This window comes from Streptomyces sp. O3 (assembly GCF_054788135.1).
Genome location: NZ_JBTVYK010000037.1, coordinates 13,924 through 34,269, shown reverse-complemented (window position 1 = coordinate 34,269; position 20,346 = coordinate 13,924). Strand labels below are relative to the sequence as shown.

Here is a 20,346-nt window from a genome sequence, read left to right as displayed (position 1 = left end):
ACACTCCTGGGCGCCGCGAGGGTAGAGCTGGCTCTACCCCTGGAGTAGAGAGCGGGTCAGTGCCCCGGCCGCCCCCCGCACGGTGAGATCGACGCATGACGACGACGAGCCACATCATCCCCACACAGGACGCGGTCGAACTCCACGGCCTCCGCAAGGTGCACGGCACCGGCGGACGTCAGGTCACCGCTCTGGACGGCGTCTCCCTCGGCTTCCCGCGCGGCACCTTCACCGCGATCATGGGTCCTTCCGGTTCCGGCAAGTCGACCCTGCTGCAGTGTGCGGCCGGTCTTGAGCAGCCCTCCGAAGGCGAGATCATCCTGGCCGGCGTGGACATCGGCCGGCAGAACGAGAAGGAGCGCACCGAACTGCGCCGCAAGCACATCGGGTTCGTGTTCCAGGCCTTCAACCTGGTCGAGTCCCTGACGGCCGCGCAGAACGTGGAGCTCCCGTCCCGCTTCGCCGGCGCCAAGGTCAGCCGCGCGCGGGTCGAGCAGGCGCTCGCCTCCGTCGGGCTCGCCGAGCGCGCCGGACACCGTCCCAGTGAGCTCTCCGGCGGCCAGCAGCAGCGCGTGGCCCTCGCCCGCGCCCTCGTCACCCGCCCCGACGTCCTCTTCGCGGACGAGCCGACCGGCGCCCTGGACACCGTCACCTCGCGCGAGGTGCTGCGGATGATGCGGACGCTGGTCGACCAGGAGGGCCAGACCACCCTGATGGTCACCCACGACCCGGTGGCCGCGGCCCACGCCGACGTCGTCATCTTCCTCAAGGACGGCCGTATCGCCGACCGCATCCCGCTCGACCGCCAGGCCGGTGTGAACAACGCCGCCTCGATCGCCACCCGCATGGCCCGGCTGGAGGCCTGACAGACATGCTGATCCTCGCGAACGTCCGTGAACGCTGGTCGGGATTCCTCGGCGCCTTCGTCGCCGTCCTGGTCGGCGTCGCCCTGATCACCACCACGCTGGTCATCTACGACTCGGCCAAGGCCAAGGTCCAGCCCCGCTACGAGGCCGCCGTGGCCCTCGCCCTGCCGCCGCAGGCCGTCGACGCCGACGGCAGCCCCGAGGACCGGATGCCGTGGAGCGAGTCCGAGGCGGAGCCGCTGGTATCCGGACTCGCGAAGGTTCCGGGCGTCTCGGACGCCGTCGTGGACCGCTCCTTCTACGCCCAGGCGATCAAGAACGGCAAGCCCGTCACCGACGAGGGCGCCCTGGAGTCCGGACACGGCTTCTCCAGCGCGCGGATGGCGCCGTACAAGCTCGTCTCCGGCCGCGCCCCCGCCGCCGCGGACGAGGTCGTGGTCGACCGCGCCATCGGAGCGGCCCTGGGCGGCGAGCTGACCGTCAACATCACGCAGGGGCGCGAGCGGTTCAAGGTCGTCGGCGCCGTGGACGGTCCCGGCTACTACTTCAGCGAAGAGTTCGCCGCCGGGCAGCAGCCCGGTGTCGCCGCCATCGCCCTGATCCCCGACAAGGGCGCCGACACCGGCGCGATCGTGGCCGCGGCGAAGAAGGTGCTCGGCGGCAACGGCAACGTGGTCACCGGTGACGGACGGTCCGAGCTGCAGCCCGCGCACATCGAGCACAAGCGCTTCCTCGGCGTCCAGCTGATCAGCGCCATGGCCATCCTCGGCCTGTTCACCACGGTGTTCGTCGTGGCCTCCATGCTGGTCCTGGCCACCGGGATGCGCCGCCGCGAGATCGGTCTCCTGCGCACCGTCGGCGCCTCGCCGAAGCAGATCCGGCGCATGATCCTCGGTGAGGCCGCCGTGGTCGGCCTGGCCGGCTCGATCGTGGGCTGCGTGGCCGGTGTCGCCGCCTCCCCGATGCTGCTCTCGATCCTCAAGGACCTGGACGTCACCCCGCCCGGCATGGGGATCACCGTCGCCGCCTGGCCGCTGCTCGTGGCCTCCGTGATCGGTATCGGCGTCAGCGTGACCGGCGCCTGGACCGCGGGCCGCAAGGCCGCCAAGGTCGCCCCGATCGAGGCGCTGCTCGACAGCCGCTCGGCCGACAAGGGCATGGGGCACGGCCGTTGGATCGCCGGCCTGTCCGTTCTCGGCCTCGGTGCCCTGCTCGCCATCGGCACCGCCACCTCCACCGCCGACAACCGCGTCAACATGGCGATCTTCGCTACCATGACTCTGATCGTCGCGGCGGCCCTGCTGGCTCCCGTCTTCGTCGCACCCGTCGGCCGGCTCCTGACCGCCCCGTTCCAGCGCGGCGGCAAGGCCGCCCCGGTCCTGGTCCGGGCCGAGATGGTCGCCAACCCGCGCCGTGCCGCCTCCCTGGTGGCCCCGGTGATCGCCGCTGTCGGCTTCGCCGTGCTGCTCAGCGGCATGGTCGAGACGATGCGGGTGGCCTACCCGGCCGGTGAGGCACTCAAGGTCGCGGGCCAGACGATCGTCACGCCGGACGGCACTCCGGGCAACACCGACGAGGTCGTCGCCGCCAACCCGGTCGGCAAGGCAGCCCTGCCGACCCGCGCGTTCGTCGAGACCAAGCAGGCGCAGGACGCCGAGACCGCCGGTGCGGCCCGTGTCCTGGACGTCCTGGGCAGCCGGAACCCGAAGTGGGACAGGGAGGGACAGGCCGTCCTCGGTGAGAAGACGGCCGGCGAGCTGGGCCTGAAGCAGGGCCAGGAGGTACCGGTGCGGTTCGCGGACGGCGCCACCGTCACGCTCACCGTCGCCCAGGTGCTGCCCGACGACCCGGCCCGCGGTGACTTCGTGGTCGCCCGTGGCCTGGTCCGCGCCCACGACCCGGCCGCGCTCACCGACGACATCTTCGTCCCGGCCGACGCCAAGGCCTCGGACGCGGTACCCGGAGTGGCGCTGCACGACGCGCTGGAGTTCGCCCTGGCCGACTACAACACCGACGCCAAGCTGACCGAGTCCCTCGCCATGATGCTGATCGTCATCGCTGTCGGCTACAGCGTGATCGCCGTCGCCAACAGCATGGCCATGGCCGCCCACGGCCGACGCAGGGACTTCGGCGTGATGAAGTCGGCGGGCGGCACCGTCCGCCAGCTCCTGTTCACCTCGGCCGGCGAGACCGCTCTGGTCGTCGTGATCGGCGCCGCCCTCGGTGTCCTGGTCACGCTGCCCCCGCTGGCCGGGATGGCGGCCGGACTCTCCGAGGCCACCTCATCGGACGTGGGCCTGCACCTGAATTCCGGCGCGATCGTCACGGCCGTCATCGGCACCCTGGCGGCGGCGGTCCTCGCGGGGATCGCGGTCACGTCGAAGACGCTCAAGCGGCAGGCGGCGTAAGGCTCAGGGGAGAGCGAGAGGCAGCAGGAAGGCGCATGACGAACACCCGCTGGCGGGCCTGCGCGGGCGGCGCCTTCCCCGGCGCCGATCGCGTCGCGAAGACCCCACGACCACAGGAGTACGCGCGGCATGGCTGACCTGTCCGGCGCCGCTGCGCCCGACCCGGCGTTCTCACACCTCCCGGATGGGCGTGGGGTGTTGTCCGTGTGCGCAGGTGTCGTCGAAACCAGTTTCTGGGTGTACGGGGCGTCGGCGTCGCGGGCGGCGGAGGGCTCGAAGCGGGCGACGGAGCCGGCCTGGGACCACAGGCCCGTCACGTGCGGGCGGCTGGCCAGGGTGAAGAATCCCTTGGACCGCAGGATCCGCCCGTAGGCTCCGCTGTCCAGCTCGTCGGTCATGAACGTCCACAACCGCGGCGTCGACGACCGTGACCATGGTGTCCAGGCGGGCAGTCGGTCGTGCGGCATGAGTGTCAGCCTTCGGGGCGCAGCAGCCCGCGTTCGTACGCCTTCGCCAGCCTTTGCGGCACCAGGTGCGAGACGCCGTCGACCGTGACCGGCACGAGCTGCGGGGTGGTGGCCTTCCACTGAGCGCGACGGTGACGGGTGTTGCTGCGGGACATCTTGCGCTTGGGAACGGCCATGGGGTCCTCCTCTGTACGTGGGTGACACGGGAAGCTACATGAAAATGGATCCCATTACTAATTATGTGCCGGGCGGGTTCGCCCGGACGGCGTTCACCCGAGTACGAGTGCGGCCGCGATCGCCGGGCCGAAGGCGCCGCCGAGCTGGTAGCAGAGGACGAACAGGCCGATGGCGGAGGGGCGTTGGGCCGCCGGCGCGGTGCCGCCCGCGTAGACGGCGAGTACCGCGTTGGCGCCGGTCGCGGCGAACACCGCGGCCGTGGGCGTCAGCAGCAGTACGGGCGCCGAGGTCGCGAAGGCGGCGAGTGCGAGGGCCCCGGCGCCCGCCGCGAGCAGGGTCGCGAAGACCGTACGCCGCCCCAGCCTGGCCGCGTTCGCGGCGAACAGCAGGGACAGTCCCGAGCCCGCCAGCAGGGCGATCAGCTGGCCGGCGCCGATGGCCGAAGTGGCCCAGCCCGTACGGTCGGCGATCAGCCGAGGCAGGGCGAACAGCAGGATGAAGTACGAGGTCGACAGGGTGACGGCGGTCCCCGCGGAGGCCAGGAAGAGCGGCGAGCGCAGCACCGCGGCGGGGACGAAGCCGTCGGGCCGCCGCCGCATATGACGGGCCAGGAGCGCGGCCGCGAACAGCGCCGCGGCCAGGGCCGGGAGCGGGGTGTGCGGCAGCAGGACCAGCGCCGAGGCGAGGGCGACCAGGAGCGCCGCGCCCCGGCCGTCGAAGTGCTGCGGGAGCGGCGCGGCGTCCCGCGTGCGCCGCGCGACCACCGGCACGGCGAGCAGCGACACCGCGGAGAGGGCGAGGGCGGCCCGCCAGGAGGCCGCGCCGCCGAGCAGCGAGCCGAGCAGCGGCCCCGATGCGCCCAGTACGCCGAACCCGGAGGCGATCACGCCGGTCCGGCGGGCCGACCCGGCGAGGTTCATCGCCACCGCCACCAGACCGGCCCCGCCGAGCGCCTGCCCGGCCCGCCCGACGAGGGCCAGCGGCAGCCACGACGCCACGGCGACCAGCACGGTACCGGCTGCCACCAGGGCCGAACTGGCCCGCAGGGCGGTCCGTACGCCGCGCTGCCTGAGCAGTCCGGCCAGCAGTGGCGTGCCCACCGCCATCGCCCAGGCGAACGCGGTGACGAGCCAGGTCGCGGCGCCCGTCGAGACGCCGAGCGAGTGCGCCATGTCCGGCAGGATCAGCACCGGCGCGTTGGCTCCGGCGGCGATCGGCGTGGCCAGCAACGCCAGCCAGAGCGCGGGGACTTGGCGGGGCGCGGGGCTCGGCGCTTCGGCGCTGGCGCTGGTTCCGGCTTCGGCTCCGGTTCGGGCTCCGGTTCGGGTGATGCGTAGAGGTGCGGCGGACATGGCAGGGGTCCCCTCATTACTTCAGCCTTGACAATCTCAACGTTGAAATAAAAGCAGGGAGGGTGGTTCAGCGTCAAGTGTCTTAATGTTGAGAAGGTTTCTTCGAGCGGGAGCGTGTGATGAGTGATGCGGTGGACCAGATCATCGGCCAGTGGGTCAGGGAGCGCCCTGACCTGGCCGACGATCTGTGGCCGGTCGAACTGCTGGGCCGGATTCAGCGGCTGGCGCTGACCCTTGACAAGGAGATCAAGGCCTTCTGTGCCGAACATGGCCTGGAGTCAGGTGAGTTCGACGTCATCACCACGCTCCGGCGGAGCGGGGCGCCGTACAGCATGACGGCCGGAGCCCTGGTCACGGCGTCCTTCGTCACCTCCGGAGCGATCACCAACCGCATCGACCGGATGGAGGTCAAGGGGCTCGTCGAGCGGGTGCGCGACGACGTCGACCGGCGCTCGGTGCGGATCCGGCTCACCGACCACGGCTATCAGATGATCGAGGCCATCATGGGCGAGCATCTGCGCAACTACGCGCGCCTCGCCGGGATGCTGGACCGTGCGGAGGTCGACCAGGCCTCCGGAGTGCTGCGCAGAATGCTGGAGGCGTACGGCGACACCTCGCTGAGCTGAGCTGAGCTGAGGTGAGCTGAGGGCCTGCCTTTGAGCCCGGCGCTCACCCCGGACGCTCAGCCCGTCCCCTCCGCCGTCAGCCCCGTCTTCGCGCCGGCCCCGCACAGCGGAACGACCGCGCTCCGCGAGCCGAGCGCCCCCTCGCGCACCGCCGCCCAGCAGGCCACCCCCGTCGACTCGACATAGAGCCCACGGGACGCCAGATCCCGCTGGGCCGCCGCGATCGCGGGCTCCGGCACGGTCAGGAAACCGCCGCCGAACTCCCGTACCGCGGCCAGCACCTGCCGGGCCCGCGGCGGCCGGGCGATGGCGATCCCCTCGGCGTACGTCGGCCGCACCGGCGCGGGCGTCGCGAGCAGTCCGGCGGCGCCCGCCCGCCACGCGTCCGCCAGCGGGGCGACCGCCGCCGCCTGCACCGCGTACAGCGCGGGCGCCCGGTCGACGAGCCCCGCCGAGCGCAGCTCCCGCAGCGCGAGCGCGGCGCCGAGCAGCAGCGTGCCGTTGCCGACCGGGACGACCAGCGCGTCGGGCAGCCGCCCGCCCAGGTCCTCCCACAGCTCGTAGACGTAGGTCTTGGTGCCGTGCGGGAAGTACGGGTTGTACACATGCGAGGCGTAGAACGTGCCCGGCGTGTCGGCCGCCGCCCTGGCCGCCGCCGCGGCGGCCTCGCGGTCGCCCGCCACCACCTCGAGCCGCGCCCCGTGCGCCCGGATCTGCTCCAGCTTCTTCGGCGACGTGCCGTCCGGTACGTACACCGTGCAGTCCAGCCCGGCGCGAGCGCAGTACGCGGCGATGGCCGTCCCCGCGTTCCCGCTGCTGTCCGCGATCACCCGCTCCGGCCCGAGCCGCAGCGCCAGTTCCGCGAGCAGCACCGCGCCGCGGTCCTTGAAGGACAGCGTCGGCAGCAGGAAGTCCAGTTTGGCCGAGATGTGTTCGGTCAGGTCGATCAGCGGCGTACGCCCCTCGCCGAGGCTGGCCGACGGGGGCCCCAGTGGTAGTGACTCGGCGTACCGCCAGAGCGAGTTGACCCGGCCCGTCAGGGCCTCCAGCGGGGCGGGCGTGGGGTGGAAGTCCAGGTCGAGCGGCCCGCCGCAGTCGGGGCAGCGCCAGACGAGGGACCGGGCGGCGACCCGGCCGCCGTCGACGGGGCAGACGTAATCGGGCAAGAGGGGCGGTGTGGACGGTGTTGTCATGGGCGCAGACTAGGCCAGCGGTCATCGCGCGCCTTCCGTGTCATTTGGTGACGAAGTGTCATGTCGACTTTGTGGACCCTGTGTTACATCCGTGCACGACCCTTGTGCGATTCCTATGGGTGGGCCAATCTTTCGCTGACGGCCAGGGCGTGGACATGCCATTTGTCATGCACCTGTCGTTGCACCGCGTTGCGCCCGCGCGATCCGAGTGATCCGAACTCGCGCGGACCCGCAATCCCCCACCAGTGCACCATCACCGAGGAGGACCCCTCAGATGGCAGTCAAGCGTCCCGTTGGACGAAGATTCGCTCGCCTAGGTGCGACCGCCGTCGCGGCCTTCGCGATCGGAGCCGCCACCGCACTCCCCGCGTACGCGGCGGGTCAGGACGCGGAAGGCGTGATCGCCAACGCCGGAGCCCCCGACCGGATCGCCGGTAGCTACATCATCACCCTGGACGACGGCGTCGACGCCTCGTCGAAGCAGGCCAAGGCGCTCGCCAAGAGGTACGGCGCCGAGATCGAGGACGTCTACGACGCCGCGCTGAACGGCTACGCCGTGGAGCTCAGCGAGAAGCAGGCGAAGAAGTTCGCCGCGGACGCCGCGGTCGAGTCCGTCGTACAGAACCAGAAGGTCTCGATCGACGGCACCCAGCCCAACCCGCCGTCCTGGGGCCTGGACCGGATCGACCAGCCGGATCTGCCGCTCGACGACAGTTACACCTACCCGGACTCGGCGGGTGAGGGCGTCACCGCCTACATCATCGACACCGGCATCCGGCACAGCCACAACGACTTCGGCGGTCGCGCCAGCTTCGGCTACGACTACTGGAACCAGGGCGGCAACGACGGCAACGGCCACGGCACCCACGTCGCGGGCACGGTCGCGGGCAGCTCCTACGGCGTCGCCAAGAAGGCCGACCTGGTCTCGGTGCGGGTACTCGACAACAACGGCTCGGGCACCATCGCCAGCGTCGTCGGCGGCATCGACTGGGTGACCCAGAACGCCAAGAAGCCCGCGGTGGCCAACATGAGCCTCGGCGGCGGCGCCAACTCCACGCTGGACGACGCGGTCCGCAACTCCATCGCCTCTGGCGTCACCTACGCGGTGGCCGCCGGTAATTCCAACGCCGACGCCTCCGGCTACTCCCCGGCCCGTGTGGCCGAGGCGCTCACCGTCGGCTCCACCACCAGCAGCGACTCCCGCTCCTCGTTCTCCAACTACGGTTCCGTCCTCGACATCTTCGCGCCCGGCTCGTCCATCACCTCGGCGTGGAACTCCAGCGACTCGGCGAGCAACACCATCTCCGGTACGTCGATGGCGGCCCCGCACGTCGCGGGCGCCGCGGCCCTGATACTCGCCGACAACCCGGCCTACTCGCCCGCGCAGGTCGGCTCGGCGATCGACTCCGCCGCGGCGACCGGCAAGGTCGGCAACCCCGGCTCCGGCTCGCCGAACAAGCTGCTCCAGATCGGCGAGGGCGATCCGGGCGACCCCGGTGACCCGGGCGAGGGCCGGTTCGAGAACACCACCGACTACGCGATCAACGACCACCAGACCACCGAGTCCCCGATCTCCGTCAGCGGCATCTCGGGCAACGCGCCGTCGGACCTGAAGGTCGAGGTCGACATCAAGCACACCTACATCGGTGACCTGCGCGTCGAGCTGGTCGCGCCGGACGGCGGGACCTTCCTGCTGAAGGACTTCGGCACCGGCGGCAGCAGCAACGACATCAACACCACCTACACGGTCGACGCCTCGTCGAAGACCGCCGACGGTGGCTGGAAGCTGCGGGTCCACGACAACTACTGGTGGGACACCGGCAAGATCGACGCCTGGGCGCTGCAGTTCTAGCGCTGGCTCCCACCTCCGGATAGCGCTCGGACAGCACTCGGGCAGCATCGCAGCACCGCAGCACCGCACAACCCCTCGTCCCCGCTGGCGGCTCCGGCCACCGCGGGGACGAGGCCGTGTCGGCCTCGGCGTACGATTCGCGCAGCCGTTCGCACCGTCGCACCACCCCGCCGAGGAGTCCGGAAACCCATGGCCACACCGCCGCCCGAGGGGACGCCGCCCCCGCCGCCGTACGGGCAGCAGCCGTACGGCCAGCCCCCGCAGGGTCCACCGCCGTACCCGCAGGGTCCGCAGCCGTACCCGCAGTCCCCGTACGGCGGCTGGCCGGGCCCCTATCCGCCGCCGCAGCGGCCGCCGGTCAACGGCCTGGCCATCACGTCACTGGTGTTCGGACTGCTGTGCTGTCTGCCGGTCATCGGGCTGGTCTTCGGCGTCATCGCGCTCACGCAGATCAAGAAGAGGGGGGAGCGCGGCAAGGGCATGGCCATCGCGGGCGTCACGCTCTCCTCGATCGGCACCCTGCTGTTCGCCCTCACGCTCGCGACGGGCGGGTTCGGCTCGTTCATGGACGAGTTCCGGGACGCCGTCAAGTACAGCGACACCCAGCTCAGCACGGGTGACTGTCTCAACACCCGCGACGGCCGTCTGGAAGGCGAGACGAGCGGCGTGCAGATCGTCTCGTGCGACACGCCGCACCACGCCGAGGTGTACGGGACCGCGACCCTGACCGGAAGCAGCTATCCGGGCGAGGACCAGGCCCTGGACTTCGCCGACGCCAGGTGCGGTGCCCTGCTGCGGGGATATTTCGGCGGCGGCCCCGACGCGCTGCCGTCCGGCGTGGACGTCTACGTCTACGCCCCGACCGCGCAGAGCTGGCGGCAGGGCGACCGGGACGTCTCCTGCCTCCTCGGCCGGGTGGACGGCAGCAAGGCGACCGGATCCCTGCGGGGCACGGGACCCGGCGGACGGGAGTCGGGAGACGACGGGCCGGGCGGCTCGGACCTGGACGCCCAGGCCTGACGCCCAGCGGCGGAGTCCAGCACCGAATCAGAGCAGAGCCCCGTACCTCAGTACATGCTCAGCAGGGCGTCGACCGACGGCTCCGCCGTGCCGCCCTCGTCCGGCAGCCCCAGCTCGAACCAGACCGTCTTGCCGCGTGGTGTGCGGCGTGAGCCCCAGGCCGCGCTGAGCAGGCCGACGAGTTGCAGGCCCCGGCCGCCCTCGTCGGTGTCGCGGGCACGGCGGCGGCGCGGCTGTACCAGGCCCGCGTCCCACACCTCGCACACCAGGGTGCGGTCGAGCAGCAGCCTCAGCCGGATATCGCCTTCGCCGTACCGCAGCGCGTTCGTGACCAGCTCGCTGACCAGCAGCTCCGTGGTGTCCACCAGGGGCTGAAGGCCCCAGGAGACCAGGCGCGTACGGGTGTACTCGCGGGCCCGGCCCACCGAGCGCGGCTCGCGCGGCAGCGTCCAGTCGCCGACGGCGTTCGCGGGCAGTCCCCGTACGCGGGCCATGAGCAGGGCGATGTCGTCCTCGCCGTGCCGGGTGTCGAGGGTGCTCAGCACGTGGTCGCAGACGTCCTCCAGCGGGCGCGCGGGGCTGGCGAGCGCGGCGCGGAAGGCGTCCAGGCCCTCGTCGAGCGGGTGGTCGCGGGACTCCACCAGGCCGTCCGTGTAGAGCGCGAGCAGGGCCTCTTCGGGGAGTTCGACCTCGACCTCCTCGAAGGGCTCGCCGCCCACGCCGAGCGGCATGCCGGGCGGCACGTCGAGCAGCAGCGCGGACTCGCCGGGTTCGACCAGGACGGGCGGCAGATGGCCCGCGTTGGCGAAGGTGCAGCGCCGGGTGACCGGGTCGTAGACCGCGTACACGCAGGTCGCGAGGTACACCTCGGAAGGGTCGGCGGTGTCGGCGGGGTCGGCCTCATGGCTCGCGGCGTCGGCCGCCCGCCGCGAGCCGGTACCGGCCGGAGCGCCGCGCTGGGCCCCGGCGCCCCAGGGTGTGCCGAGGCCGCGCGCGACCTCGTCCAGCGCGTGCAGCACCTCGGCGGGCTCCAGGTCGAGCAGCGCCAGGGTGCGCACCGCGGTGCGGAGTTCGCCCATGGCGACGGCGGCCCGCAGCCCGCGCCCCATGACGTCGCCGACCACCAGGGCCGTACGGTGGCCCGGCAGCTCGATGACGTCGAACCAGTCGCCGCCGACCTCGGTGGCGGCGTTGCCCGGCAGATAGCGGCAGGCGATGTCCAGGCCCGCGGCCTCCGGGTCGCCCGGCGGCAGCAGGGAGCGCTGGAGGATCAGCGCCCGCTCGTGCTCGCGGCGGTAGAGGCGGGCGTTGTCGATGCAGACGGCGGCGCGCGCGGCGAGCTCGACGGCGAGCGAGCGGTCCCGTTCCCCGAACGGCTCGCTGCCCTTGGTGCGGGAGAAGCGGACCAGGCCGACGACGGTGTCGTGCGCGACCATCGGCACCGCGAGCGTCGAGCGGACCAGGTCGCTGTCGTCGCCGGGGACGGCGACCGGGCGGTTGGTGCGCAGCGCCCTGGCGCAGGGCGAGTGGAAGGCGTACCGGTGTACGGCGCCGACCGCTACCGGGCTCGCCTCGCTCTCCTCGTCGAGCGGCGCGTCCGACACGGCGCTGGAGAAGGCCACCCGGCGCAGCTCCGCGCTGCCGTCGACCACGCCCGGCGGGGCCTCGTCGCCGTCGATGAGCCCCTGGTAGAGGTCGACCGACGCCAGGTCGCAGAAGACCGGGACGGTCACGTCGAGGAGTTCGCGCGCGGTGGTCTCCAGGTCGAGTGAGTTGCTGATTCTGGATCCGGCCTCGTTGAGCAGGGCGAGGTTGCGGCGGGCGTGGGCGGCCTCGCGGGCGGCGGCGTGCCGCCGGGTGACGTCGATGCCGAGTCCGGCGACGCCCACGGGGCGTCCGCTGCCGCTGTGTACGCGGTAGAGGTTGATCGACCAGTGGCGGCGGTCGGACGAGCCGGGCGCGGGGCCGACGAGCTGCAGCTCGGTGACCGCCTCACCGGTGGTGAGGACCCGCTCCAGGGCCGCGGCCATCCGGTCGGCCTCCTGGCGGGGCAGATAGTCGTGGACGGTGCGGCCCCGGTGGTCTTCGGCGGCGCCGCCGAACACGGCGGCGAACCGCCGGTTGGCACGCTGCACCCTCAGGTCCGTACCGAACAGCAGGAACCCGAACGGAGATTGGCCGAATATCGCCTGAGACGCGGCGAGGTCGGTCTCGATACGGCGCAGGGCCCGGACGTCGACCACGACGCAGACGGCCGCCCGCTCGCCGCCTTCGGTCGCGGTCGGCATCACATAGACCTCGGCGACCCCGTCCAGGCTGCCGTCGGCGGCCAGCCGGAAGGGGACGACGCCGGTCCACTCCCTGCCGTCGAGGATCTCGGCGACCTTGCGGTGTCCGAGGTCGCGCAGGTCGGCGGGGACGAACGCCTCGATCGGGTCCTTGCCCACCGCGTCCTTCGCGGGCACCCCGAACAGCTGCTCCGCGCGCGTCGACCACTGGTCGATCAGCCCGTCGGCGCCGAGCGAGAAGGAAGCGACCTTGATGTAGTCGTAGATCGAGCCGGGCGGACTGCTCTGCCACATGATGTCGCCCGGCGCCTGTCCGGGTGCCCATGCCCCGGCCGGTATCTCGCTCACGCGCCCGCCTTCCGCTTCCGCCACGGACCAGGTACCACCGGCGGCTCGACCGCAGTATCCAGTACTACGGCCGCATGCGACACCGCGCTCGCACCACCCGTCACATCCCTCTATTTTGAGCCAGGTGGCCGATGGCCGGTCAAGACCGCGGCCCCCGCCCTCTCCCTCATTACTCACCGGGGAGCGGCAGCTCGAACCACACCGCCTTGCCGCTCTTGCCCCGCCGGGTCCCCCAGCGGCCCGCGGCGCAGGCCACCAGCTGGAGGCCGCGGCCCCCCTCGTCCTCCAGGGCGGCGGCGCGCTCCAGGGGCGGGTCGGGCAGCGGATCGGACACCTCGACCAGGAGCGATCCGGAGCTGCCCGGCGGCCGCTGGAGGCGTACGCCGATCGGGCCCGACGCGTGCTGCAACGAGTTGGTGACCAGCTCACTCACCAGCAGTACGGTCACGTCGGCGAGCGCGTCGAGCCGCCAGGCGACCAGCTGGTTACGGACCCGGTGGCGAGCGGTGCGCACCGCGCCGGGGTCGGCAGGGAAGGTCCACTCGGCGCGGTCGCCATCGGTGTCGAGCACGCCGATCACTTCCCAAGATCAGCAAAGCCTGTCCGGTTTCATGGGGTTAATCAGCACATACCCGATATCAAGTGGCGTCTACCGCACCCGTGGGCGCACTGTGGCACGAACGGCGTACGGGGAGCACGCTGGCGGCCTGCTGGGCTGCTGGTCTGCCGCGCGGGCTCAGCCCCGGCCGAGCCCGCGGGCGGCCTCGGCCACCGCCGGGCGGTCCTGCGGCAGCCAGTCCACCTCCCAGATCTGGTCCGGGGTCAGCCAGCGCAGCGCGTCGTGGTCCTGGAGCGGCCGCGCCTCGCCGGACACCAGCTTGGCGGTCCACGCCCACAGGACGTATCCGGGCCGACCTGGGACGACAGGACCCAGCGGCCACTCGCCCGGAATCCGCTCCAGGGGCTCCGCCTCGACCCCCAGCTCCTCGCGCAGTTCGCGCACCAGCGCCTGCTCGGGCCGCTCGCCCGGCTCGACCTTGCCGCCGGGCAGCTCCCAGCGCCCGGCCAGTTCGGCGGGGGCGCTGCGCCGGGCGGCGAGCATGCGCCCCGCGTCGTACAGGGCGGCGCCGACCACCACGATCCGTTCGGTCATGCGCCGGAGCTTAGAGCCTGGCTCAGCTGGTCCGCTGACCGATGTGCTCGACCCAGTAGAGCTGCTTGTGGCGCCGGTCCGCGAAGCCGTCGGCGATGCGCTGGGCCTCGTCCTTGGTGGCGTACCTGCCGACGCGGTAGCGGTTGCCGCCGTCGTCCTGCCTGATGACCTGCCAGGGGAGCGTGACCCCGCCGTCATTCATCGTGCCCCTCCCGCCGCTGAGTGCCCGCGCTTGTCCCCGTCCGTTAAGGAAACCCCATGACGCATATGCCCGAGCGTACGCCTGGCCTTCACTCAGCGGATACGGGTTTGCACGAAGAGGTACGCATCGAGCCAACCGGAGGGGCGCACGCAGAGGAACGCGCCCCCGGACGGCGGGACTTGGCGCGGCTACTTCACCGGCAGGCGGTAGGCGACGCGGTAGCGGTCCGCGGGCACCACGATGTCGGCCGTCTCGACCGGCTGCCCGGACGCGTAGTACGTACGCGAGATGACCAGCACCACATGGCCCGGCACCCCGCCGAGCGCGAGCAGCTCGTGGGCCAGGCCGGGGCGCGCGCCGACCTCTTCGGCGACGTTGTCCACGATCACGTCGATCGCGGCCATCCGGTCGGCCACGCCGCAGCCGCCCAGCGGGCCGTCCTCGGGAAGCATCACCGGCGTACGCCCCGTGATGGCGAGGGGCTCCCAGGAGGTCGAGAGCATCATCGGCTCGCCCGCGTCCCGGAAGACGTACCGCGTGCACATCACGCGGTCGCCCGGCTTGACGGCGAGCCGCTCGGCGACCTCCGCGCTGGCGTCCACCTGCTCGCTGCGGGACTCCCAGGTGCCGCGCGCGCCGCTCTCGGCCTGCTCCTGCCGGAACGGCGACGAGGGGCCCGTCGGGCGGTAGCCGGAGCGGGAGAGCCTGCGCGGCACCGGGCGCTCGCGCACATAGGTGCCCGAGCCCGAGCGCCCCTCGACCAGACCCTCGGCCATCAGCACCTTCCGCGCCTCCAGGGCGACGGTGTCCGATACGCCGTAGTCCGCGCGGATGCGGGCCTGCGAGGGGAGTCGGGTGTGCGGCGGCAGCGAACCGCTGACGATCTTCTTGCGGAGATCGTCCGCGACGCGCAGATACGCAGGCTGCTCACCGAAGGCCACTATCCACTCCCATCAGGTTGACAGACAGCAACAGCCTGGCAACCGACGGTTGCCGCCCGCAAGCTAGGGCCAATGAATCACCCGAAGTGATGACTTACGTTTAGCCCTGCTTACTCCGGCTTCTCCGGCTTACCCCGCCCCGGCGCGCGGCGCGCGCGGGTCTCGCTCCCGCCGAAGCTGCCCGGCGCGCCCCCCGCGAGGACGACCCCGCCGAGCAGCGCGCCGCCGAGGCCCCCGTCAGCCGGTTCGCCCTCCCCGTGCGTCTCCCCGCGCGCCTCCTCGTACGCGCTCACATCGCGGGTCGCGAGCTGTTGTGCCTGCCGAGCCAGGTCCCCCGCCCGCTGGGCCTCCGCCAGAGCGCCCGGCGCGTCCGTCGCCGCCAGGGCCGCGGCCCGGTCGAGGCGCCGCTGGGCCTCGCTGAGCCGGGTCCTGGCCTGGCTGCCGACCGCCCCGCGGTGCGTGGTCACGCAGTCCGCCGCCGCCCCGACCGCGCTGCGGGCCGTGAGCGTCGCCTGATCGAGCAGGGTGACCGCGCGCCAGGCGGCGTCCGGTTTCTCGCGGACCCCGGCGAGCACCTCGTCGAGCGCCGCGTCGGCCTCCTCGACCCGCCGCAGCCCGTCGACCGGGTCGTGCCGCCCCCCGGCCAGCGCCTCGCGCACCGCGCCGACGGCCGCCTCGGCGCGGGTGATCCGCGCCCGTACGTCAGCCGCCGGGGTCCCGCTGGCCGCGCCCCGCGCCGACCCGAGCAGCCCGCGCGCGTCGGCGATGTCCTCCTCGGTCGTGGCCAGCGCGCCGGGCAGGCGGCCGGTCGCCGCCGCGAGCTCCTGGGCCAGCCGGTCCACCGAGTCGACCAGCGTGCCCGCCTGGTCCACCGCGCCCTCGGCCGCGCGCAGCCGCGCCGCCGCCGTCTCCCCGTCGCCCGAGTCGAGCGCCCGCCGCGCCTCGCCCAGCTGCCCGGCGGCGAACCGCAGCCGTCCGTCGGCCGCGTCGACCCGCCCCGCCACGGGCGCGACCGCCGAGTCCGAGTACCGTGCGGCCAGCGCGTCGAACGTGGCCCGCGCCGTGCTCGTACGGCCCGTCACCTCGCGCACCAGCCGCCCGACGTGGTCCAGCGCGTCCGGCGCGTGCTCCGCCAGGGCCCGCAGCCGGTCGAAGTCCGCCGCGTCGGCGTCCAGCCGGGCGCTGGCCTGGGCGCAGCGCGTGACGATCTCGCCCAGCATGCGCCGATGCGTCGCCTCCTCGGCCGGAACGGCGCCGTCCAGCTGCTGCCGTACCCGGAAGGCCACGGTCAGCTCCGCCCTGGCGTACTCCAGCGCGTCCGTGAACGGCCGCACGGCGGCGTCTCCGAACTGGGCTGCGGCGAACCCGAGTTCCTCGGCGCTGGTGCGCACCGCGTCATCGGCTGCCACCAGCAGGCGCCGGGACTCCTCGTCCAGCTCCGGCAGCGCGGGACCGGACGGCGCCGGACGCGGGCCGCCGCCTCCCGGTGTGGTGCGCGTGGCGGCCCTCCTCCGGCGCTTGGCGTACGCGTACACCGCCAGCGCGACCGCGCAGCCCACCGCGACCACGGGCAACACGACATCGCCCCCGAGCCCCTCGCCCTGTGCCAGCATATTCGTGAGCGTATGGCCGGATATGCCCGCCCGCGACCGGGACGGAACCTCGGAAGGAACTTGGAAGGGACTCGGAAGGGACTCGGAAGGGACTACGCGCCAGGCCGCCGCCGGATCTTGTTCCCCAGCCACACCAGCGGGTCGTACTTCCGGTCCACCGCCCGCTCCTTCAACGGAATCAGCGCGTTGTCGGTGATCCGGATCCCCTCCGGGCACACCTCGGTACAGCACTTGGTGATGTTGCAGTACCCGAGGCCGTGCTCGTCCTGCGCGGCGGTCTTCCGGTCCAGGCCGGCGGACTCGGCCGCGTCCAGCGGATGCATATCAAGCTCCGCCACCCGCATCAGGAACCGCGGCCCGGCGAACGCCGCCTTGTTCTCCTCGTGGTCGCGCACCACATGACAGGTGTCCTGACACAGGAAACACTCGATGCACTTGCGGAACTCCTGCGACCGGTCCACGTCCTCCTGCCGCATCCGGTACGCGCCGGGCGCCACCCCCTCGGGCGGCACGAACGACGGCACCTCGCGCGCCTTCGCGTAGTTGAACGACACATCCGTCACCAGGTCGCGCAGCACCGGAAACGCCCGCAGCGGGGTCACCGTGATCGTCTCGTCCCGCGCGAAGACCGACATCCGGGTCATGCACAGCAGCCGCGGCCGCCCGTTGATCTCCGCGCTGCACGAACCGCACTTGCCCGCCTTGCAGTTCCAGCGCACCGCGAGATCGGGCGCCTGGGTCGCCTGGAGCCGGTGGACGATGTCGAGCACCACCTCGCCCTCATGGGCCTCGACCGTGAAGTCCTCCAGGCCGCCTCCCTGGGCGTCACCGCGCCAGACCCTCAGTGTCGCCTCGTACGCCGTCGACTCGGCTGTGCTCATTCGTAGAGCTCCTCTTCGGCGAGGTACTTGACCAGCTCCTCCTTCTCGAAGAGGGCGAGCAGGTCGGGACGGATGGGCTCGGTCTGCTCCCGCGTCAGCCTGATCTGACCGCGCGCCGGATCGACGGCCGCGACACCGCGCACCGGATCGGCGGCCGCGAGGCCGTCGCCGGGTTCGGCCAGGCGGCACAGCAGGTTGGTGCGGCGCCAGCCGCGGTCCATCGCCGGGAAGTCGTCGCGGGTGTGCCCGCCGCGGCTCTCGGTGCGCTCCAGGGCGGCCCGCGCCACGCACTCGCTGACCAGCAGCATGTTCCGCAGGTCGAGCGCGAGATGCCAGCCGGGGTTGAACTGGCGGTGCCCCTCGACCCCGGCCCGGCGGGCCCGCGCCCTGAGGTCGCCGAGCTTCTGTAGCGCCTGGACCATCTCGGACTCGTGGCGGATGATGCCGACCAGGTCGTTCATGGTCTGCTGCAGCTCCTGGTGCAGGGTGTACGGGTTCTCCGGCGGCCCACTGGCGGCCGCGGCGCCGGGCGCGGTCGGCCCCTCCGCCGAGAACGGCCCCTCCGCCGAGAACGGACGCAGCGCCTCGGCCGCCGCCGCGTCGACCTGTGCCTCGTCGACCTGTGCCTCGTCCACCGCCGGGCGGCCCTCCTGTCGCGCGGCCGCGTACTCGGCGGCGTGCAGCCCGGCCCGCCGCCCGAACACGAGCAGGTCGGACAGCGAGTTGCCGCCCAGCCGGTTGGAGCCGTGCATTCCGCCCGCCACCTCGCCCGCCGCGTACAGGCCCGGAACGCCGACGGCGGCCGCCGTGTCGGACTCGACCGCGATGCCGCCCATCACGTAATGGCAGGTCGGCCCGACCTCCATCGCCTCGGCCGTGATGTCGACGTCCGCCAGCTCCTTGAACTGGTGGTACATGGACGGCAGCCGCCGCCGGATCACGTCGGCGGGCATCCGGGTCGACACATCCAGGTACACCCCGCCGTGCGGGGAGCCGCGGCCCGCCTTGACCTCGGAGTTGATGGCGCGGGCCACCTCGTCGCGCGGGAGCAGCTCGGGCGGACGCCGGTTGTGGTCCGGGTCCTCGTACCAGCGGTCGCCCTCGTCCTCGGACTGGGCGTACTTCTCCTTGAAGACGTCCGGCACGTAGTCGAACATGAACCGCTTGCCCTCGGAGTTGCGCAGCACCCCGCCGTCGCCGCGCACCGACTCGGTGACCAGCAGCCCCTTCACGGACGGCGGCCAGATCATGCCGGTCGGATGGAACTGCACGAACTCCATGTTCACCAGCGATGCCCCGGCGAGCAGCCCCAGCGCGTGCCCGTCGCCCGTGTACTCCCAGGAGTTGGACGTCACCTTGAACGACTTGCCGATGCCGCCGGTGGCGATGACCACCGACGACGCCTCGATGACGAAGAACCGTCCCGACTCCCGCTCGTAGCAGAAGACACCGCCGACCGAGCCGTCCTCCCGCTTCAGCACGCGGGTGACCGTGCACTCCTGGAAGACCTTCAACCGGGCTTCGTGGTCGCCGAGCAGCCGGTGGTCCTCCTGCTGGAGCGCCACGGTCTTCTGCTGGAGCGTGCGGATCAGCTCAAGTCCGGTGCGGTCCCCGACATGCGCCAGGCGCGGATACTCGTGCCCGCCGAAGTTCCGCTGCGAGATCTTCCCGGAGCGGGTCCGGTCGAAGAGCGCGCCCCAGGTCTCCAGCTCCCACACCCGGTCCGGCGCCTCGCGCGCGTGCAGTTCGGCCATCCGCCACTGGTTGAGGAACTTGCCGCCGCGCATCGTGTCGCGGAAGTGCGTCTGCCAGTCGTCGCCCTCGTTGACATTGGCCATGGCCGCCGCGATGCCGCCCTCGGCCATCACCGTATGGGCCTTGCCGAACAGCGACTTGCAGATCACCGCCGTACGAGCGCCCCGCTCCCGCGCCTCGATCGCGGCCCGCAGCCCGGCGCCGCCCGCGCCCACCACGACCACGTCCCACTGCTGACGCTCGACTTGAGCCATCTTCGGCGTACCATCCCTCGGGTCTGCTGGATCGGGCTAGGTCGGGCTAGGTCGGGCCAGGTCGGCAGGTCGGCTAGAAGAGTGTCGGGTCGGCGAAGGCGCCGTTGGCCAGCAGGTACACATAGAAGTCGGCGAACCCGACGCTGACGAGCGAGGCCCAGGCCAGCAGCATGTGGTGGTCGTTCAGCCTGCCGACCCACCCCCACAGCCGGTAACGCACGGGGTGTTTCGAGAAGTGCTTCAGACGGCCGCCGATGATGTGCCGACAGGAGTGGCAGGACAGCGTGTAGAGCCAGATCAGCACGATGTTGACCAGGAACACGAGAGTGCCCAGGCCCATATGGCCCCACTCGTAGTCCTCGTCACGGAAGGCGAGCACGGTGTCGTAGGTGAGGATCGCGGCCACCGGGACCGCCGCGTAGAAGAAATACCGGTGGAGGTTCTGGAGCAGCAGCGGGAAGCGGGTCTCGCCGGAGTACTTCCGGTGCGGCTCGGCGACCGCGCAGGCCGGGGGAGAGGCCCAGAAGCCCCGGTAGTAGGCCTTGCGGTAGTAGTAGCAGGTCAGCCGGAAGCCGAGCGGCAGCACCAGGATGATCAGCGCGGGCGACAGGCCCCACCAGCTGCCGAACAGCGCCCAGTTGGGCCCGCCGCGCATCGGTTCGCAGTTCTCCGCCAGGCACGGCGAGTAGAACGGCGAGACATAGGGCGCCGCGTAGTAGTCGGCGTTCGCGAAGGCCCGCCAGGTCGAGTAGACGACGAAGGCGAGCAGCCCGGCGGCGGTCACGGCGGGCGCCAGCCACCAGCGGTCGGTACGCAGATGGGGCGCGGCGATGGCGGCGCGCGCGGCGCCGCGTACCCCGCCTCTGGGGTCGGTACTGGTAGCCAACGAAGTCTCCCGTACGGAAGCCGGTTCTCCAGTAGGTCAGGTCAGATCAGGCCTGGCTCAGTCC

The 20,346-nt window shown here is 72.2% G+C and carries 17 protein-coding genes and 1 pseudogene; 5 read left to right on the top strand and 13 right to left on the bottom strand.

Features of this window, described 5'->3' with window-relative positions:
• Positions 1-95: 95 nt before the first annotated feature.
• Together ACX6XY_RS19535 and ACX6XY_RS19530 are read left to right on the top strand one after the other, a co-directional pair.
• Positions 96-866 (top strand): ABC transporter ATP-binding protein, encoded by a 771-nt coding sequence (locus ACX6XY_RS19535; protein ID WP_460332268.1) that lies wholly within the window; start codon positions 96-98, stop codon positions 864-866.
• Between the two features lie 5 nt (positions 867-871).
• Positions 872-3,274: an ABC transporter permease gene (locus tag ACX6XY_RS19530; protein WP_460332266.1), complete on the top strand. Its 2,403-nt coding sequence runs from the start codon at positions 872-874 to the stop codon at positions 3,272-3,274.
• A gap of 224 nt (positions 3,275-3,498) precedes the next feature.
• Here ACX6XY_RS19530 and ACX6XY_RS19525 read toward each other — a convergent pair.
• From ACX6XY_RS19525 to ACX6XY_RS19515, 3 genes and pseudogenes are all read right to left on the bottom strand, one after another.
• Positions 3,499-3,690: pseudogene (locus tag ACX6XY_RS19525) on the bottom strand (CobW C-terminal domain-containing protein); the annotation flags it as partial.
• 56 nt (positions 3,691-3,746) lie between these two features.
• Complete coding sequence (gene rpmF, locus ACX6XY_RS19520; RefSeq protein ID WP_030793390.1) at positions 3,747-3,917, bottom strand: 50S ribosomal protein L32; 171 nt, start codon at positions 3,915-3,917, stop codon at positions 3,747-3,749.
• A 93-nt stretch (positions 3,918-4,010) separates the two neighbouring features.
• Positions 4,011-5,270, bottom strand: a complete 1,260-nt coding sequence (locus ACX6XY_RS19515; RefSeq protein ID WP_460332264.1) for an MFS transporter — start codon at positions 5,268-5,270, stop codon at positions 4,011-4,013.
• 119 nt (positions 5,271-5,389) lie between these two features.
• Here ACX6XY_RS19515 and ACX6XY_RS19510 point away from each other — a divergent pair, with 119 nt between their 5' ends.
• Positions 5,390-5,896 carry a MarR family winged helix-turn-helix transcriptional regulator gene (locus tag ACX6XY_RS19510; protein ID WP_460332262.1) on the top strand — a complete coding sequence of 169 codons (507 nt, stop codon included), beginning with the start codon at positions 5,390-5,392 and terminating at the stop codon, positions 5,894-5,896.
• A 56-nt stretch (positions 5,897-5,952) separates the two neighbouring features.
• Here ACX6XY_RS19510 and ACX6XY_RS19505 read toward each other — a convergent pair whose 3' ends face one another.
• Positions 5,953-7,089 carry a pyridoxal-phosphate dependent enzyme gene (locus ACX6XY_RS19505; protein ID WP_460332260.1) on the bottom strand — a complete coding sequence of 379 codons (1,137 nt, stop codon included), beginning with the start codon at positions 7,087-7,089 and terminating at the stop codon, positions 5,953-5,955.
• A 274-nt stretch (positions 7,090-7,363) separates the two neighbouring features.
• Between ACX6XY_RS19505 and ACX6XY_RS19500 the strand changes: the two genes are divergently transcribed.
• Both ACX6XY_RS19500 and ACX6XY_RS19495 read left to right on the top strand, forming a co-directional pair.
• Positions 7,364-8,941: a S8 family peptidase gene (locus tag ACX6XY_RS19500; RefSeq protein WP_460332258.1), complete on the top strand. Its 1,578-nt coding sequence runs from the start codon at positions 7,364-7,366 to the stop codon at positions 8,939-8,941.
• A 189-nt stretch (positions 8,942-9,130) separates the two neighbouring features.
• Positions 9,131-9,961 carry a DUF4190 domain-containing protein gene (locus tag ACX6XY_RS19495; protein ID WP_460332256.1) on the top strand — a complete coding sequence of 277 codons (831 nt, stop codon included), beginning with the start codon at positions 9,131-9,133 and terminating at the stop codon, positions 9,959-9,961.
• 47 nt (positions 9,962-10,008) lie between these two features.
• Here ACX6XY_RS19495 and ACX6XY_RS19490 read toward each other — a convergent pair whose 3' ends face one another.
• The 9 genes from ACX6XY_RS19490 to ACX6XY_RS19450 all read right to left on the bottom strand — a co-directional run bounded on the left by ACX6XY_RS19490 (position 10,009) and on the right by ACX6XY_RS19450 (position 20,282).
• The gene (locus ACX6XY_RS19490; RefSeq protein ID WP_460332337.1) at positions 10,009-12,543 is read right to left on the bottom strand and encodes a SpoIIE family protein phosphatase; all 2,535 of its coding nucleotides are present in this window, start codon (positions 12,541-12,543) and stop codon (positions 10,009-10,011) included.
• Between the two features lie 223 nt (positions 12,544-12,766).
• Entirely contained in the window at positions 12,767-13,177 is a 411-nt protein-coding gene (locus ACX6XY_RS19485) for an ATP-binding protein (RefSeq protein WP_460332254.1), read from the bottom strand.
• Positions 13,178-13,333: 156 nt separating this feature from the next.
• Positions 13,334-13,750: a (deoxy)nucleoside triphosphate pyrophosphohydrolase gene (locus tag ACX6XY_RS19480; RefSeq protein WP_460332252.1), complete on the bottom strand. Its 417-nt coding sequence runs from the start codon at positions 13,748-13,750 to the stop codon at positions 13,334-13,336.
• Between the two features lie 22 nt (positions 13,751-13,772).
• Positions 13,773-13,952 (bottom strand): SPOR domain-containing protein, encoded by a 180-nt coding sequence (locus ACX6XY_RS19475; RefSeq protein ID WP_460332250.1) that lies wholly within the window; start codon positions 13,950-13,952, stop codon positions 13,773-13,775.
• Between the two features lie 188 nt (positions 13,953-14,140).
• Positions 14,141-14,893: a GntR family transcriptional regulator gene (locus ACX6XY_RS19470; RefSeq protein WP_460332248.1), complete on the bottom strand. Its 753-nt coding sequence runs from the start codon at positions 14,891-14,893 to the stop codon at positions 14,141-14,143.
• Between the two features lie 110 nt (positions 14,894-15,003).
• Entirely contained in the window at positions 15,004-16,506 is a 1,503-nt protein-coding gene (locus tag ACX6XY_RS19465; protein ID WP_460332246.1) for a TPM domain-containing protein, read from the bottom strand.
• Positions 16,507-16,598: 92 nt separating this feature from the next.
• Positions 16,599-17,387, bottom strand: coding sequence for a succinate dehydrogenase/fumarate reductase iron-sulfur subunit (locus ACX6XY_RS19460; protein ID WP_460332244.1), 789 nt, complete (start codon positions 17,385-17,387; stop codon positions 16,599-16,601).
• A complete protein-coding gene (locus ACX6XY_RS19455; protein WP_460332242.1) occupies positions 17,384-19,396 on the bottom strand; it encodes a fumarate reductase/succinate dehydrogenase flavoprotein subunit in 2,013 nt (670 codons plus the stop codon). Before ACX6XY_RS19455 ends, ACX6XY_RS19460 begins: the two co-directional genes overlap by 4 nt.
• Positions 19,397-19,469: 73 nt before the next feature.
• The gene (locus ACX6XY_RS19450) at positions 19,470-20,282 is read right to left on the bottom strand and encodes a hypothetical protein (protein WP_460332240.1); all 813 of its coding nucleotides are present in this window, start codon (positions 20,280-20,282) and stop codon (positions 19,470-19,472) included.
• Positions 20,283-20,346: the final 64 nt, after the last annotated feature.